Annotated in this window: 15 protein-coding genes; 10 read left to right on the top strand and 5 right to left on the bottom strand. The window is 39.3% G+C overall.

What is annotated here, in order from left to right; all coding sequences use genetic code 11:
• Nucleotides 1-23: 23 nt before the first annotated feature.
• The 3 genes from ABMY35_RS10145 to ttcA all read left to right on the top strand — a co-directional run bounded on the left by ABMY35_RS10145 (nucleotide 24) and on the right by ttcA (nucleotide 2773).
• The gene (locus tag ABMY35_RS10145; protein ID WP_349286099.1) at nucleotides 24-758 is read left to right on the top strand and encodes an FNR family transcription factor; all 735 of its coding nucleotides are present in this window, start codon (nucleotides 24-26) and stop codon (nucleotides 756-758) included.
• Nucleotides 759-849: 91 nt separating this feature from the next.
• Nucleotides 850-1773: a universal stress protein UspE gene (gene uspE, locus ABMY35_RS10140; RefSeq protein WP_349286098.1), complete on the top strand. Its 924-nt coding sequence runs from the start codon at nucleotides 850-852 to the stop codon at nucleotides 1771-1773.
• 91 nt (nucleotides 1774-1864) lie between these two features.
• Nucleotides 1865-2773, top strand: coding sequence for a tRNA 2-thiocytidine(32) synthetase TtcA (ttcA, locus tag ABMY35_RS10135; RefSeq protein ID WP_349286097.1), 909 nt, complete (start codon nucleotides 1865-1867; stop codon nucleotides 2771-2773).
• A 366-nt stretch (nucleotides 2774-3139) separates the two neighbouring features.
• On the opposite strand, the gene aspS is transcribed toward ttcA, so the two are convergent.
• Nucleotides 3140-4921, bottom strand: coding sequence for an aspartate--tRNA ligase (gene aspS / locus ABMY35_RS10130; RefSeq protein ID WP_349286096.1), 1782 nt, complete (start codon nucleotides 4919-4921; stop codon nucleotides 3140-3142).
• A gap of 188 nt (nucleotides 4922-5109) precedes the next feature.
• Between aspS and ABMY35_RS10125 the strand changes: the two genes are divergently transcribed.
• Together ABMY35_RS10125 and ABMY35_RS10120 are read left to right on the top strand one after the other, a co-directional pair.
• Complete coding sequence (locus ABMY35_RS10125) at nucleotides 5110-5958, top strand: DUF72 domain-containing protein (protein WP_349286131.1); 849 nt, start codon at nucleotides 5110-5112, stop codon at nucleotides 5956-5958.
• A gap of 94 nt (nucleotides 5959-6052) precedes the next feature.
• Nucleotides 6053-6499, top strand: a complete 447-nt coding sequence (locus tag ABMY35_RS10120; protein WP_349286130.1) for a YgjP-like metallopeptidase domain-containing protein — start codon at nucleotides 6053-6055, stop codon at nucleotides 6497-6499.
• Nucleotides 6500-6548: 49 nt separating this feature from the next.
• Here ABMY35_RS10120 and ABMY35_RS10115 read toward each other — a convergent pair whose 3' ends face one another.
• Nucleotides 6549-7253: a DUF3334 family protein gene (locus tag ABMY35_RS10115; protein ID WP_349286095.1), complete on the bottom strand. Its 705-nt coding sequence runs from the start codon at nucleotides 7251-7253 to the stop codon at nucleotides 6549-6551.
• 590 nt (nucleotides 7254-7843) lie between these two features.
• On the opposite strand from ABMY35_RS10115, the gene cmoA reads away from it, so the two are divergent.
• The 5 genes from cmoA to ABMY35_RS10090 all read left to right on the top strand — a co-directional run bounded on the left by cmoA (nucleotide 7844) and on the right by ABMY35_RS10090 (nucleotide 12118).
• Nucleotides 7844-8569, top strand: a complete 726-nt coding sequence (cmoA, locus tag ABMY35_RS10110; RefSeq protein ID WP_138482976.1) for a carboxy-S-adenosyl-L-methionine synthase CmoA — start codon at nucleotides 7844-7846, stop codon at nucleotides 8567-8569.
• Between the two features lie 10 nt (nucleotides 8570-8579).
• A complete protein-coding gene (cmoB, locus tag ABMY35_RS10105; protein WP_349286094.1) occupies nucleotides 8580-9548 on the top strand; it encodes a tRNA 5-methoxyuridine(34)/uridine 5-oxyacetic acid(34) synthase CmoB in 969 nt (322 codons plus the stop codon).
• Nucleotides 9549-9721: 173 nt separating this feature from the next.
• Entirely contained in the window at nucleotides 9722-10774 is a 1053-nt protein-coding gene (purM, locus tag ABMY35_RS10100) for a phosphoribosylformylglycinamidine cyclo-ligase (protein WP_349286093.1), read from the top strand.
• The gene (gene purN, locus ABMY35_RS10095; RefSeq protein ID WP_349286092.1) at nucleotides 10774-11421 is read left to right on the top strand and encodes a phosphoribosylglycinamide formyltransferase; all 648 of its coding nucleotides are present in this window, start codon (nucleotides 10774-10776) and stop codon (nucleotides 11419-11421) included. Before purM ends, purN begins: the two co-directional genes overlap by 1 nt.
• Nucleotides 11366-12118 carry a DUF3108 domain-containing protein gene (locus ABMY35_RS10090; protein WP_349286091.1) on the top strand — a complete coding sequence of 251 codons (753 nt, stop codon included), beginning with the start codon at nucleotides 11366-11368 and terminating at the stop codon, nucleotides 12116-12118. The genes purN and ABMY35_RS10090 overlap by 56 nt, the downstream gene beginning before the upstream one ends.
• Nucleotides 12119-12187: 69 nt before the next feature.
• Here the strand turns inward: ABMY35_RS10090 and ABMY35_RS10085 are convergent, their stop codons facing one another.
• From ABMY35_RS10085 to ABMY35_RS10075, 3 genes are all read right to left on the bottom strand, one after another.
• Nucleotides 12188-12952: a class II glutamine amidotransferase gene (locus ABMY35_RS10085; RefSeq protein WP_349286090.1), complete on the bottom strand. Its 765-nt coding sequence runs from the start codon at nucleotides 12950-12952 to the stop codon at nucleotides 12188-12190.
• Between the two features lie 314 nt (nucleotides 12953-13266).
• The gene (locus tag ABMY35_RS10080; RefSeq protein ID WP_349286089.1) at nucleotides 13267-14187 is read right to left on the bottom strand and encodes a DUF2971 domain-containing protein; all 921 of its coding nucleotides are present in this window, start codon (nucleotides 14185-14187) and stop codon (nucleotides 13267-13269) included.
• 164 nt (nucleotides 14188-14351) lie between these two features.
• Nucleotides 14352-14768, bottom strand: coding sequence for a S24 family peptidase (locus ABMY35_RS10075; protein ID WP_349286088.1), 417 nt, complete (start codon nucleotides 14766-14768; stop codon nucleotides 14352-14354).
• Between the last annotated feature and the right edge of the window lie 79 nt (nucleotides 14769-14847).

Raw genomic sequence — 14847 nt, 5'->3', positions numbered from 1 at the left:
CGTCTAATTTTAATGGATTTATTATGGATTCAAGCAATCAAAACCGTTCTAAAGGTAACTGTACTATCAGTTGTAATAACTGCAGTATCAGTCAGTTATGCTTACCATTCTCTCTGAATGGTAGTGAAATGGACAAACTAGATGAAATCATTGAGCGTAAAAAGCCGCTTCACAAAGGTGACTTTCTCTTCGAATCGGGTAATGCGCTAAACTCTATCTTCGCTTTAAGATCTGGTTCGTTTAAATCCTACACACTTTCTGAGCAAGGTGATGAACAAATCACAGGATTCCATTTAGCAGGTGATCTAGTTGGATTCGACGCCATTAACAAGATGCAGCATCAAAGCTTTGCGCAAGCGCTTGAGACATCAATGGTCTGTGAAATACCATTTGATACGCTAGATGAGTTAGCTGGCAAATTACCCAAACTTCGTCAACAAATCATGCGTCTGATGAGTAATGAGATCAATTACGATCAAGAAATGCTATTACTGTTAAACAAAAAAACGGCTGAAGAGCGCTTGGCAACTTTCATTTATAATTTATCTAATCGTTTTGGCGAGCGTGGCTTTTCTCGAAAAGAGTTTAGATTCACCATGACACGCGGTGAAATTGGTAATTACTTAGGCCTAACGGTTGAAACCATCAGCCGCCTTTTAAGTCGTTTCCAAAAAGCTGAAATTATTAAAGTTGAAGGTAAATTTATTACCATTTTAGACATACCAGGTTTGGCTAAAACGGCTGCAATTAGTTGTTGATCTAGTACAACTTTTAAAGCCTTTATACTTTCACCTTTGGCTAGATGCGTTACACTAAAAGTGTACAATTTAGCCAAAAAAGGTGAATTCCATGGACCAAATTAAACACATATTAGCAGTTGTAGACCCAACCAAAGAACAACAACATAGTTTGCAACGCGCGGTCAGTTTAGCAAAAAAAACTGGCGCCAAGATCACCGCTTTCCTATCCATTTACGACTTTTCCTATGAAATGACTACTATGCTATCTAAAGAAGAGCGTGATGCTATGCGAGACGCTGTAGTTAAAGACAGAGAAGCATGGCTAGATGAACTAACCGCTTCATTTTTAGATATAGATATAAGCAAAAAAGTCGTTTGGCATAACCGTCCTTTCGAGGCCATTATAAAAACTGTTATTAACAGTGATTTCGACTTAGTCGTAAAAAGTACCCACCAGCATGACACCTTAAAGTCTGTTATTTTTACGCCCACAGACTGGCATCTTATTCGTAAATGCCCCACTCCAGTTTTACTTGTTAAAGATCATGCATGGCCAGAGCAAGGACATGTGCTTGCTGCCGTGAATGCCGCTTCTGATAATGAACAACATCAAGCACTTAACAATAGAATTATCACAGATGCTAAATTCATTTGCCAAATAGCAAACGCCAATCTCAGCATTGTGAACACGTACCCTGCTACACCTGTGAATATTGCTATTGAGATCCCCGAATTTAATCCATCACAGTATAATGAGGCTGTAAAAAAACATCATGAAGATGAAACTTATACTTTGGCTGAAAAGTTTTCTTTAGAACGCGGTCAATGCGTTATCAAAGAAGGTTTGCCTGAAGATGTAATTCCATATGTCGCGAAAGAGTTTAAATCAGAACTAGTTGTGATTGGTACTGTTGGCAGAACTGGTCTAAGTGCAGCTTTAGTTGGGAATACTGCAGAACACGTAATCGATAGTTTAGATTGTGATGTTTTAGCGCTCAAACCTGATGGATATAAAAGCCCATTAGAAGATTAACTATACTTTACCAAACCACCTTAGACGTGCAATTTAAGGTGGTTTGGGTATAATGCGCCCTTATTTTTCCGTCATTTAAATAGGGGGCCGAGTGTCTCACTCAAAAGAAGCCAAAACCGCTTATAACCTGAATAAACTTCAAAAGCGTCTGCGTCGATTAGCTGGTCAAGCTATTGGTGATTTCAACATGATCGAAGAAGGCGATCGTATCATGGTTTGCCTTTCTGGCGGTAAAGATAGCTACACCCTATTAGATGTGCTTCAGCACCTTCAACGCGTTGCCCCTATTAAATTTGACGTTTTTGCGATCAACCTTGATCAAAAGCAGCCCGGCTTTCCAGAGCACATACTGCCTGAGTATTTAGATAGTCTAGGCATTGAATATAAGATCGTTGAAGAAGACACTTATAGCATAGTAAAAGATAAGATCCCTGAGGGTAAAACAACTTGCTCACTGTGCTCACGTCTTCGCCGCGGTATTTTGTACCGTACAGCAAAAGAAATGGGCGCGACTAAAATCGCCCTTGGTCATCACCGCGATGACATGATCGAAACCATGTTTTTAAACATGTTCTACGGCGGTAAGTTAAAAGGCATGCCTGCTAAGCTCATGAGCGACGACGGCCAGCATATGGTGATCCGCCCTCTGGCTTACTGTAAAGAAGCTGATATTGAGCAGTACGCGACAGCACAAGCGTTCCCGATTATTCCTTGTAACTTGTGTGGCTCTCAAGAAAACCTTCAGCGCAAACACGTTAAAGCCATGTTACATGAGTGGAATAAATCAAACCCAGGTCGTATTGAAAGTATCTTCACTGCAATGCAAAACGTGGTACCTTCGCATTTAGCAGATGGTGAATTGTTTGATTTTAAAAGCCTGCAAACAGGTGAAGTGATTGACGGCGGTGATATTGCCCTTGATAAACCTGAGTTTAAAGAGCCTGCAATGGAACAGGAAGAAGATAACTTAGTAAAAATCCAACCAATCGAGTTGGTTTAATCCTTTTTAACTGAGCCGCTAATTCACTTAGCGGCTTTAAACGTCACAAATCATAAATCACAGCAACAACTCTTCACGTAATTACTACTCACCTAAATTCATAACTTAAAGAGTTTGTTAGGCGAACTATCCTAAATTGGTTTTATACCAATACTCTTAATTAAGCGATCTATTTTGAATCGAGAAAAACTTGTCGATAGCAAGGCGAGAATTTTGCTCTTTATTTGTTCTAAATAAGAAATTTTCAACGACGCTAGCGTCAGTTTTAGTCCCTAAAAAAGATTTAGGATTGTTATTAAACCTGTTCATAAATTTCAGATACAAAAAAAGCGACCTATTGGTCGCTTTCTTCATTCAAAACAACGGTTACGCGTCGTTTTGCTCTTCCTGTGCTTTTTCAACTGAAATAGCTAGTTCAGTTAATGCATCTGGGTTTGCAACGCTTGGTGCATTTGTCATTAAACAAGATGCCTGCGTTGTTTTCGGGAATGCAATCACATCACGAATGTTGTCTGTACCGCAAAGTAACATAACCAGACGATCAAGACCGAATGCAAGACCAGCATGCGGTGGTGTACCGTACTTAAGTGCGTCAAGTAAGAAGCCAAACTTATCTTCTTGTTCTTGCTCTTCAATACCTAGAATGCGGAATGCAGCTTGTTGCATATCGTTATTGTGAATACGAACAGAACCACCACCTACTTCATAGCCATTCAGTACCATGTCGTATGCATCGCTGATAGCCGCTGCTGGGTTAGCTTCAAGTTCTGCTGCAGAGATATCTTTTGGTGCAGTAAATGGGTGATGTACTGCATGTAGGTTGCCTTCGTCGTCTTCTTCGAACATCGGGAAGTCTACAACCCATAATGGTGCCCACTTGTTTAGATCTGTAAGTTCAAGGTCTAAACCCACTTTCAGACGTAACGCGCCCATGGCTTCGTTGACAACATTGCGCTTATCAGCACCAAATAGGATGATGTCACCCGTTTGTGCGTTTGTGCGCTCAAGCAGTGAATTAATGACTTCTTCATTTAAGAATTTAGCAATTGGAGATTGAACACCTTCTACACCTGCATCACGGTCATTAACTTTCATCCAAGCAAGACCTTTCGCACCGTAAATACCTACAAACTTTGTATATTCGTCAATTTGCTTACGAGAAAGTTTTGCACCGCCTGGCACAGTTAGCACAGCAACACGACCTTTTTCATCATTTGCAGGGGCAGCTAATACTTTGAATTCTACATCTTTAACAATGTCAGCCACATCAACAAGCTCTAGCGGGTTACGCAGGTCTGGCTTGTCTGAACCAAAACGACTCATCGCTTCGCTATAAGGCATTGTAGGGAAAGTTCCTAAATCTACGTCTAGCAGCTCTTGCCACATTTCACGAATTAAACGCTCTGTTACTTCACGAACTTGAGCAGACGTCATAAATGACGTTTCTAAATCGATTTGTGTAAATTCAGGCTGACGATCAGCACGTAAATCTTCATCACGGAAACACTTAACGATTTGGTAGTAGCGATCGAAACCAGACATCATCAGTAATTGTTTGAATAGCTGAGGAGACTGAGGTAACGCATAAAAGCTGCCTTTATGCACACGACTTGGTACTAAATAGTCACGCGCACCTTCTGGCGTTGCTTTAGTAAGCACTGGCGTTTCGATGTCTAAGAAGTCATTTGTGTCTAAGAAACGGCGCACAAAGCTGCTCGCTTTAGCACGAAGTTTAATTCTGTCTGACATTTCAAGGCGACGAAGATCTAAATAGCGATACTTTAAACGACGCTCTTCAGAGTTTTGCTGGTTGAAGTCTAGCGGTAGTGGCTCAGAACGGTTAATTACCGTTAAACCTGTGCCTAAAATTTCAACTTCACCCGTTGCCATATCTTTGTTAATTTGGCTTTCAGGACGCGCACGTACAGTACCTGTTACTTTTACACAGAACTCTTGACGTAACGTATTCGCCACATCCATCAGACCTTCAACTTCAGGGTCAAATACCACCTGAACTAACCCTTCACGGTCACGTAAGTCGATGAAAATTAGACCACCTAAGTCACGACGTTTGTTGATCCAACCACATAGTTCTACTTCTTGACCAACATGGCTGCTGTTTAAATTTCCGCAGTATATAGAGCGCATAGCATTCCTGTTTGTTCAGCAAGCTTAGTGCTGAACTTCGTTTAATGAAAAAATTGCTCCAATTATATAAAAATCGCCGTTAATGTCATCCTTGAAGTGCTGAGCTTTCGCAATAGTTTGTAAATTTTCCAACTAATGCGTGTATTTGTTACACTCTCGTGCTCATATTAAGTCATTTATTCAAAAATATGCTTTATTTAGGTTGTCCACAATGGAGTAGCACTCACTGGAAAGGTCGTTTTTTTTCGTCTAACTGTGCACCAAGCAATATGCTCTCAGAATATGGCCAAATCTTTAACACCGTTGAAGGTAACACCAGTTTTTATGCAGATCCCAAACCTGACACTATAAGAAAATGGTATCAGGCAGTACCCGAAGATTTTAAATTTACCTTTAAGATACCGAGACGCTTTAGTCATGACATGGCGTTACAACATTGCCAAAATGACTTAAAAGTTTGGCTTGATTTGTTTAGCCCACTTTTTCCTAAAATCGGGCAAGTCATGTTACAGCTTCCCAAGTCATGTTCCCCCGAATATTTGCATCGCATTGAAAATTTCTGTGCTTTATTACCAGATGAACTTAATCTTGGCGTTGAAGTAAGACATTTAGGCTTTTTCGATAAAGGCGATAATGAACGCAGTTATAACCAATTCTTAATGAAACATAATTACAACCGCATCATGATGGATACACGCCCTCTTTTTAGTGAAATACCAAACACAGAAGCCATCATTGATGCTCAAGCTAAAAAGCCTAAAGTACCTCTTCACGTATTAGCCACCAGCAATGCGCCTATCATCAGATATGTCGGCACATCAAACCTTGAAGATAATAGAGCTTTTTACAAACCTTGGTTAAATAAAATTCGTGTGTGGCTTGAAGAAGGCAAAACCCCCTATGTGTTTTTCCATACCGCCGATAACTATGACTCACCTCTTCTAGCTAGACAGTTTATTGCTGATTTAGGTCTTGAGCATACTGTCAGCTTGCCATTCCCTGCTGAAAAAGAAGCAAAGCAAAACTCATTGTTTTAGAATTGAATCAAATTACAATAGAGAACAAATCGTGCCTCACCCTTACACACACTATTTCAGTCATTACCCTGAAAATATTCAAGCACAAGTTAATATGCTTATCAGTAATAATAAGCTACTTTCGTTTTTCAAAAACAAATACCCTGTCGGTCATACTCTGAAAAACGATAAATTACTTTTTGAATTCACGAATGAACTCAAGCAACGATATTTAAAGAACGCCCCTAAGTTGCAACAGGTACAGTACAAGAAGCAGAAAGATTTAATACAAAATGCACTGGGAACACATACCTTTAAGCGACAACAGCACGGTGGCAAGTTAAAAGCCAAGCATGAAATAGCCATTGCTGAGCAACTTCGTTTAGCACCTGAGCCACTTTTAAAAGCTTTAGTTGTTCATGAATTAGCGCACTTCAAAGAGAAAGAACACAATAAAAGTTTTTATAACCTGTGTTGCCATATAGAACCTGAATATCACCAGCTTGAACTAGAGTTGAGGTTGTTTTTAGTACTTCAGCAAGAGCAACTCAGTTTTTATTAAGCACAAAAAAAGCAGGCTGCGCCTGCTTATCTGTTTAAACTTTAACTTATTACAAACCTAACTCAGCTAAAAAGTCATCATCAGCATCATCGCTCACATCATTGTTGGCAGCTGCTTTTGTTTTAGAAGTATCTTGCTTCGCTTTATTAACTTTAGCTTGACTTTCAATAATTGAATCTGGGTCAACAGATTCGGTAATATCAAAATCATGCAGTTTAATAAACTCAGTCTTGTCCATCGCTAGTTCGAGATAGAAGATATTTTGATTTTGTGTAGTAAACGTTACACGACGCGCTTGAGGGCGGTCCATCGTCGTGTCTACAGAAATTTGCACCTGTTTGTTAATCGCCATCATCTTCGGCTGATTCTGTGTAATAGAGGTATGAAGTTGTTCACGAACCTTACCAGTGAAATCACCGACCATTTGGTTCATTAATTCACCTAACACGTTTGATACGTCATCAGACAAGTGGCTGTGTGCAATTTCTTCTTCAGGCATACCCATGTTGCGCATGTAATCTTGGTAAATTTCCATCGCAGCTTGCTGGGTGAAGTTCATCACAACAAGTCCTGTAAAGCCACCATCAAAAAGTACAAAACAACCAATATCAGGTCGCATACAAGTACGCGTAATTTTTTGTACCATTGCTGAATATGAAATTTGATTGCCACTTGCTGAGGATAAAACTTCGGTCACCGAGTGACACAGGGTTGATAAAATATCTTCTGTGCTAATCACTTTGTTTCTCGCCATTTTTTTCTCTTTCTTATCTAACCGAACTTACAGATAAGATATGTGACAAGTTAATAACTTACAACAATAATGTAGCGAATAAAGTCATTCGTTACACTAATAGAACAATTATTAAACTAGCTTAGGCTCTGAAACTATTAAATAGTGACCAAACCCTTCATATCTGAAAATTGCGTTAGTGTTTATTTGTATCTTGTCTTGTTTAGTCGTGAAATTCTTGCAAGTGGCCAAGTCATCAATAAACAAACCACCATAACGGCGATACTTTCAGTTTTATCTAATGCGATTGAATAATAAGTACTGCCTATAATTGAAAATATAATTAAAAGCCAAAGAGCTATGTAAAGAGATCGAAATTTGTGAAAAAAGTCGCATAGTTTTAAAAACAACATGCTGAGTTCCTTGCATCGAATTACATGACTAGAAAATAGTCCACTTCAGTGGATTAATAATTGATCACATCGACATTTTAAGCAAATTTTTAATAAAACATTTCAATTTTTTAACCTGTTTACTCTTACGCAATTAACCCCTGACTAATTTTTCAAAAATGCTAAAATACACACATTATTTTTAAAGAGAGATACACAGTGACTGGCAAAGACAGCATTTACGCCAATCAAATTGAAGTGAAAGACTTTACTTTCGATGCCAATGTCGTCGAAGTTTTTCCTGACATGATCCAACGCTCCGTGCCAGGTTATGCAACAATCGTCAGCACCATGGGCAAACTTGCAGGTCAGTTTGCACAAAGCAATTCTAATTTATACGATTTGGGTTGCTCTTTGGGTGCGGTTACTTTGAGCATGCGTCGCAATATCGAAAAAGAAAACTGTACTATAATCGCCATTGATAACTCTGAACCTATGGTAGAGCGCTGCAAACTTCATCTAAAAGGCTTTAAATCTGATGTGCCTGTTGAAGTAAACTTAGCCGATATCAATGATGTTAATCTTGAAAATGCCAGCGTTGTTGCTATGAACTTTACCTTACAGTTTATCCCACCGGAGCAGCGTAGAGCATTACTAGAGAAGATATACAACAGCCTCAAGCCTGGTGGTGTACTTCTTCTTAGCGAGAAATTTCGCGGAGAAAATGAACAGGCAGATAATTTACTCATTGACTTGCACCACGACTTTAAACGTCATAACGGCTATTCAGAATTAGAAATAAGTCAAAAACGTACGGCTATCGAAAATGTAATGCGCACTGATTTATTGAGCACTCATCTGACGCGCTTATCTGATATTGGCTTCAGTCAAACTCAGGTTTGGTATCAATGCTTCAACTTCTGCTCAATGGTTGCGATTAAATAACGGAATTAAAATGAATACTTGGTTTACAGATTTTTATGCGGCCATTGCTAGAGGGCCACTTAGTCACTGGTTAGATACACTTCCGGCGCAATTAACACATTGGCAAAAAGAAGCCCAACATGGTGATTGGCCGAAGTGGGAAAAGGTACTTAAGAACCTACCAGAATCAAACACGCAGCATATTAATATCAAAGATAAAGTGCAGTTTGGTTTAGAAACAGAGCTATCTGAAGGTCACACAAAGCAACTCACCCACTTACTAAAGCGCATGATGCCGTGGCGTAAAGGCCCTTTTCATATCCATGGCATTCACATTGATACTGAGTGGCGCAGTGATTGGAAATGGGACCGTTTAGTTGAGCACATCAGTCCTCTTCACGGACGTACTGTTTTAGATATCGGCTGTGGCTCAGGTTATCATTTATGGCGTATGAAGGGTGCGGGTGCAGAGTTTGTCGTTGGTATTGACCCATCAGACTTATTTTTAGCTCAATTCCAAGCAATCAAACACTTCAATCAAGATGAAAACGTACACCTTTTACCGCTAGGAGTTGAGCAACTGCCTGAGCTAAAGGCCTTTGATACCGTTTTTTCCATGGGTGTTTTATACCACAGACGCTCTCCGATTGATTTTCTGGCGCAACTGAAAGCCCAATTACGCAAAGGCGGCGAACTCATATTAGAAACACTGGTGGTTGAAGGCGATGTACATACTGTATTAGTACCAACTAATCGCTATGCTAAAATGCGTAACGTATGGTTTATACCAAGCACAGCAGCATTAACCTTATGGCTTGAGCGCGTCGGCTTCAAAAATATTCGTGTAGTCAACGAAGATGTAACGTCATTAGATGAGCAAAGACGTACTGAGTGGATGGAGACAGAATCTTTGGCTGATTTCCTTGACCCCAACGACCCAACGAAAACCATTGAGGGTTACCCCGCTCCACTTCGCGCGATAATTATCGCCGAAGGTTAATATTCAATATTAAGTACATATTGCTTTAAAAATACGCAGCATAATTAGCTGCGTATTTTATTTGTGAAGGATATCTGTCCTTACCACTTAGATTCAACTAGCCCCACCTAAGCAATTGTTGTAAAATACGCGCGTTTCTAAGCAACCCCTATTAGCAAATTTGAGGAAAACCTGTGAGCGAGAATAAACAGTCTCTTAGCTACAAAGACGCTGGCGTTGATATTGATGCGGGTAACGCACTAGTTGAGCGCATTAAAGGCGTAGTGAAAAAAACTCGTCGCCCAGAAGTTATGGGTGGCATCGGTGGTTTTGGTGCACTATGCGAACTTCCAACTGGTTATAAAGAGCCTGTATTAGTTGCTGGCACAGATGGTGTTGGTACAAAACTTCGCCTTGCTATCGATCTTAAAAAGCACGACACAGTAGGTATCGACCTAGTTGCGATGTGTGTAAACGATCTTATCGTTCAAGGTGCTGAGCCACTATTTTTCCTTGACTACTATGCAACAGGTAAACTAGACGTTGACGTTGCTGCTGACGTAGTTACTGGCATTGGTAAAGGTTGTGAGCTTTCTGGCTGTGCACTTATCGGTGGTGAAACTGCTGAAATGCCAGGTATGTACGAAGGCGATGACTATGACATGGCTGGTTTCTGTACTGGTGTTGTAGAAAAATCAAAAATCATCGACGGCACTAAAGTTGCTGCGGGTGATCAGCTTATCGCACTTGCATCAAGCGGCCCTCATTCAAACGGTTACTCGCTTATTCGTAAAGTACTAGAAGTATCAGGTGCTGATACAAATTCTCAATTCGAAGGCAAAACATTAGGCGAGCACCTAATGGAACCTACGCGTATCTACGTTAAGTCTATCCTTGAGCTATTAAAAGACGTAGATGTTCATGCGCTTTCTCACATCACTGGTGGTGGTTTCTGGGAAAACATTCCGCGCGTATTACCTGAATCAGCAAAAGCTGTTGTTAAAGGTGATAGCTGGCAATGGCCTGCAGTTTTCAACTGGCTACAAGAAAACGGCAACATTGAAACACACGAAATGTACCGCACATTCAACTGTGGTGTTGGTATGATTTTAGTTGTTCCTGCAGACAAACTTGAGCAGAGCCTTGAGATTTTAAAAGCACAAGGTGAAGACGCGTGGCACATTGGTGAAATTCAAACTGCAGCAGCAGGTGAAGAACAAGTAGAAATCATTGGTGGTGCTGAGTAATGTCAGCATCGCGTATTGTTGTATTGATTTCAGGCAGCGGGTCAAACCTGCAAGCCATTATGGATGCTTGCCAAAGTAAGCAAATCTGTGGTGATGTTGTGTCTGTTATCAGCAATAAGGCCGATGCTTTCGGCCTAACACGCGCAAAGAACGCAGGCATTGAAACTTGTGTTCTTAGCCATAAAGATTTCGCATCACGCGAAGACTACGATGCACAACTTGCACAATTAATTGACTCTTTTGACCCGGCTCTAGTTGTATTAGCTGGATTTATGCGTATTCTTACTCCTAGCTTAGTGCAAAAATTTAAAGGAAAAATGTTGAACATTCATCCTTCTTTGTTGCCTAAGTACCAAGGGCTGAATACCCACCAAAGAGCAATAGATGCAAAAGACGACGTGCATGGCGTAAGTGTCCACTTTGTAACAGAAGAATTAGACGGTGGACCTGTTGTTTTACAAGCTAAAGTACCAATTTTAGCAGATGATACGGCAGAGTCACTTGCCCAGCGGGTTCACGAACAAGAACATATAATCTATCCTTTGGCGGTCCAATGGTTCAGCGAACAGAGACTAACAATGGAAGCAGACTATGCCGTTTTTGACAATCAACCCCTTCCACCGCAAGGCGCGCACTACCCAGAATAAAAATATTAGCGCTTGGTTTATTGCACTAAGCGCTATTTTCTCAACATCGGTTTTTGCCGATACGCTTACTCCCTATCGCGCAGAATATGAAGTGAGCCGCAAAGGTTCAGTTCAAGGCAGCGCACTTCGTGAATTAACAAAGAACACTGACAATACTTATGTACTGACTTATCAGAGTGATATTGAGTGGATGATTTTCTCTGATGAACGAAACGAACGCGCAAAGTTCAAAATGAATGAAAATCAGGCAATCCCACTTGAATACTCAATGTCGCGAAAAGGTACTGGGCCAGATAAACAATACAACCTAGTATTTGATCAAAATAAGAAGCAAATCTTTTCAAGCAAAAATAAACATCCGCTAAAAATTGACTGGAAAGCAGACCAAAAAGATCTACTCACTTATCAATTTCAATTGCGACAAGATTTAAAAGCTGGAAAAACTTCATTTAGTTATCCGATCATAGATAAAAATGGCAATCAGCGTAATTATGATTTTGAAGTTGATGGAAAAGAAACCATTACACTGCCTATTGGTAATGTTGAAACAATTAGAGTTAAGCGTCTCTATGATAATAACAAAAGACAAGCAACAGCTTGGTTTGCCCCAGAGTATGATTACTTACTTGTAAAAATGTATAAGGGTAAAGAGGGGATTGAACAATTCCAAGTCCAGCTAAAACAATATGACAAATAGAGAGACTTACAGAGATAGTAAAAAGCCAAGCATTCGCTTGGCTTTTTGCTTTTTTGGCACTGTAAAATGCTAGATTTTTTCGCCTAACTTAAACAACGCAAATTCGCCAGGCTCCATCTTTTGCCATTGCTCATCATTAGTCAGTGGCCGAGTTGCAATCACAGTAACCACATCGTTTGGTGTCGTCTCTTGTTGAAAATCAACAACCATATCTGCATCAATTAAAGTCGCTTTACCAAATGGTGCTCTTCGGGTGATCCAATGCAAATTATTTGTACAGAATGCCAAAACAAACACACCATCTGTCAGTAGCATGTTGAAGACACCCTTCTCTCTTAATTCGTTAGCGAGCTTGGCAGCATAGCGAAACACCGACGCCATATTCGAAGGACGTTTTGGATACTTCTCGCGGATTTTGTCTAAGATCCAACAAAATGCCAGCTCACTGTCGGTATTGCCAACAGGTTTATAAAATTCTGGTTTTAAATCTTGGTAATTCGAAAGTTGGCCATTGTGTGCATAGGTAATTTCGCGACCCCAAAGCTCTCGTGTGAATGGATGTGTATTTTCTAAACACGTGCGACCACGATTACCCTGACGAATATGGCTAATTACCGAAACACTTTTAATCGGGTAAGCTTTGACTAGTTTTGCAATTTCAGATGTGCAACTTGGCTCTGGATCTTTAAAAGTACGACACCCTTTGCCCTCATAAAATGTAATACCCCAGCCATCTTTATGAGGACCTGTATTACCACCGCGCTCTAAGAGACCAGAAAAACTAAAACAAATGTCCGTAGGCACATTAGCTGACATGCCAAGAAGTTCACACATATTATGAAAACCCTTCTAAATACAATTAAATAAAACCAACCATAAAGGTAAAAAATCAATTTGGTCACACTTTTGGTCACATGTTTTATTTTTCTTTGTTAATTAACCACTGACCATTGATAACTATAAAACCAAATGTTTCGAAAGATTATACATTTATGTTGTTCACTGCGCTGTAATCTAACGTTAATTTGATCAAATTAATTAAAGTTTTTAAAACATAAGCTTTTGATTGAGTCATACAGTCAATATCTGTTTTATATTGCAATGACAGGAAAAAACGGTGGAGGTCAACGAACGCTCAAAGCATTACCTCAAATAATCACTTGACGTAACTGATATGTTTCCACATCTAAATCTATTTTCTTAAAGTTTACATGACCATATTCACTGTTTGCTTTGAGCAAAGTGTCTCTCACTTCTCTAGCCTTACTCACTTCGACTCTACATCCAAAATATATAGACTTAATACAACTAGGGTTTACACTTTTAAGGAAGATTGGCGATAGACCATTACTTTTAGATATTCTATCAACCATTATCATATTAAATTCGTTACCACTACTGTTGACGATAAAAGTGCAGTTTTTTAGCTCGAATTGTATTTTGTAGCTTCTTAGACTGTTACTGATACTTTCGATGCTTTCTTTAGGTGCATTAAGTATCACTTTATCTGCATGTAAAAATTTAAAAATATACCTCCATTCTTGCTCTTTTTTCCACTCACAACTCTTTGTAGTAAAGAACTTCTTTATAAAATTAGAATTGGCATACTCATATAAATACTCGTCCTTTATGTCTATACCGATTCTTTGACTAATATAGTCAATAGGTATTGGTTTAACTGAAGCCGCTGAAAACTCATTATCCATAACTTTTTGCTGTTCTTCTGAAAAGTCAAATAAGTTTGCTGACTCCAACTCTATCATTACACCTTTATGATCATCAGCATAATGTGACCACATCAAGTTGCTACTACCGTTTTCACTTAAACAAACAACTCCATATTTGGTTAGATCACCCTCCAATTCTTCCATGTAATCTATATTTAATTGTAAATCGTTTGATTCATAAGGCAGTTCATCTAAAGACTGCATAACCTCAACTTTCTTTCTAGTTGCAGACAACGTTGGCAAAAACTCAAAAGGATCATTTAAGCAATCCCGTGAGGAAATTCTCAAGTGTAAATCTTTAAGGGCAGTAATATCTAAGCCCATATATTTAAACAGTTTCATATTCTTGGCTAATCTCTTTAATCCTTTAGCTATAACTTTTATAAATCAATGCACGGCATTTATCATAACTGAGCTAATTTGTTCGATAAATTACAGTATTAGCCCAGAATGACAAGTCAGGCTCAAAAGGAAAGTAGAAGAATATTGGTATTCTAAATGAATGATTAGAACAACTTAGATTTAAAACATTCACGCTGTCTGAACAAACGAATGGAAGAAGTCACGACTCCTTCACAACTAAATACATCACAGTCTTTGATTACGACTGGTTTGTACTGTTCCGATGCTGATATTAAGCGGCCGTTTTTGTAATCGAGTATTTTGCAGACAAACTCGCCATTAAGATTGGCAACGATCACATCACCGTCTTTAATATCTACGGCTCTATCTACAATGATTAAATCACCGTCGAAAAGGCCTATGTCTTTCATTGAATCGCCAGACGCTAGACCGATGAATGTCTCAACTCTGTTTGGCATGAATAGTTGGTCTAATGTTTTGCCTAGCTCGGGGTAAGTTGACGCTAGAGTTTCAACACCATTGTTGAATCCGCAGCTTGCTTTGATTGGGATGACTTTCATAATACACACAATAATTACTGTATATACAAACAGTATATTTAATTTTGGTATTTGATCAACTATGCACAGCTTTCAAACA

It is taken from the genome of Pseudoalteromonas sp. BZB3 (assembly GCF_040104455.1).
GTDB lineage: Bacteria > Pseudomonadota > Gammaproteobacteria > Enterobacterales > Alteromonadaceae > Pseudoalteromonas.
The sequence above is the reverse complement of the archived record's forward strand: the minus strand, read 5'-3'. Positions and strand labels throughout refer to the sequence as shown.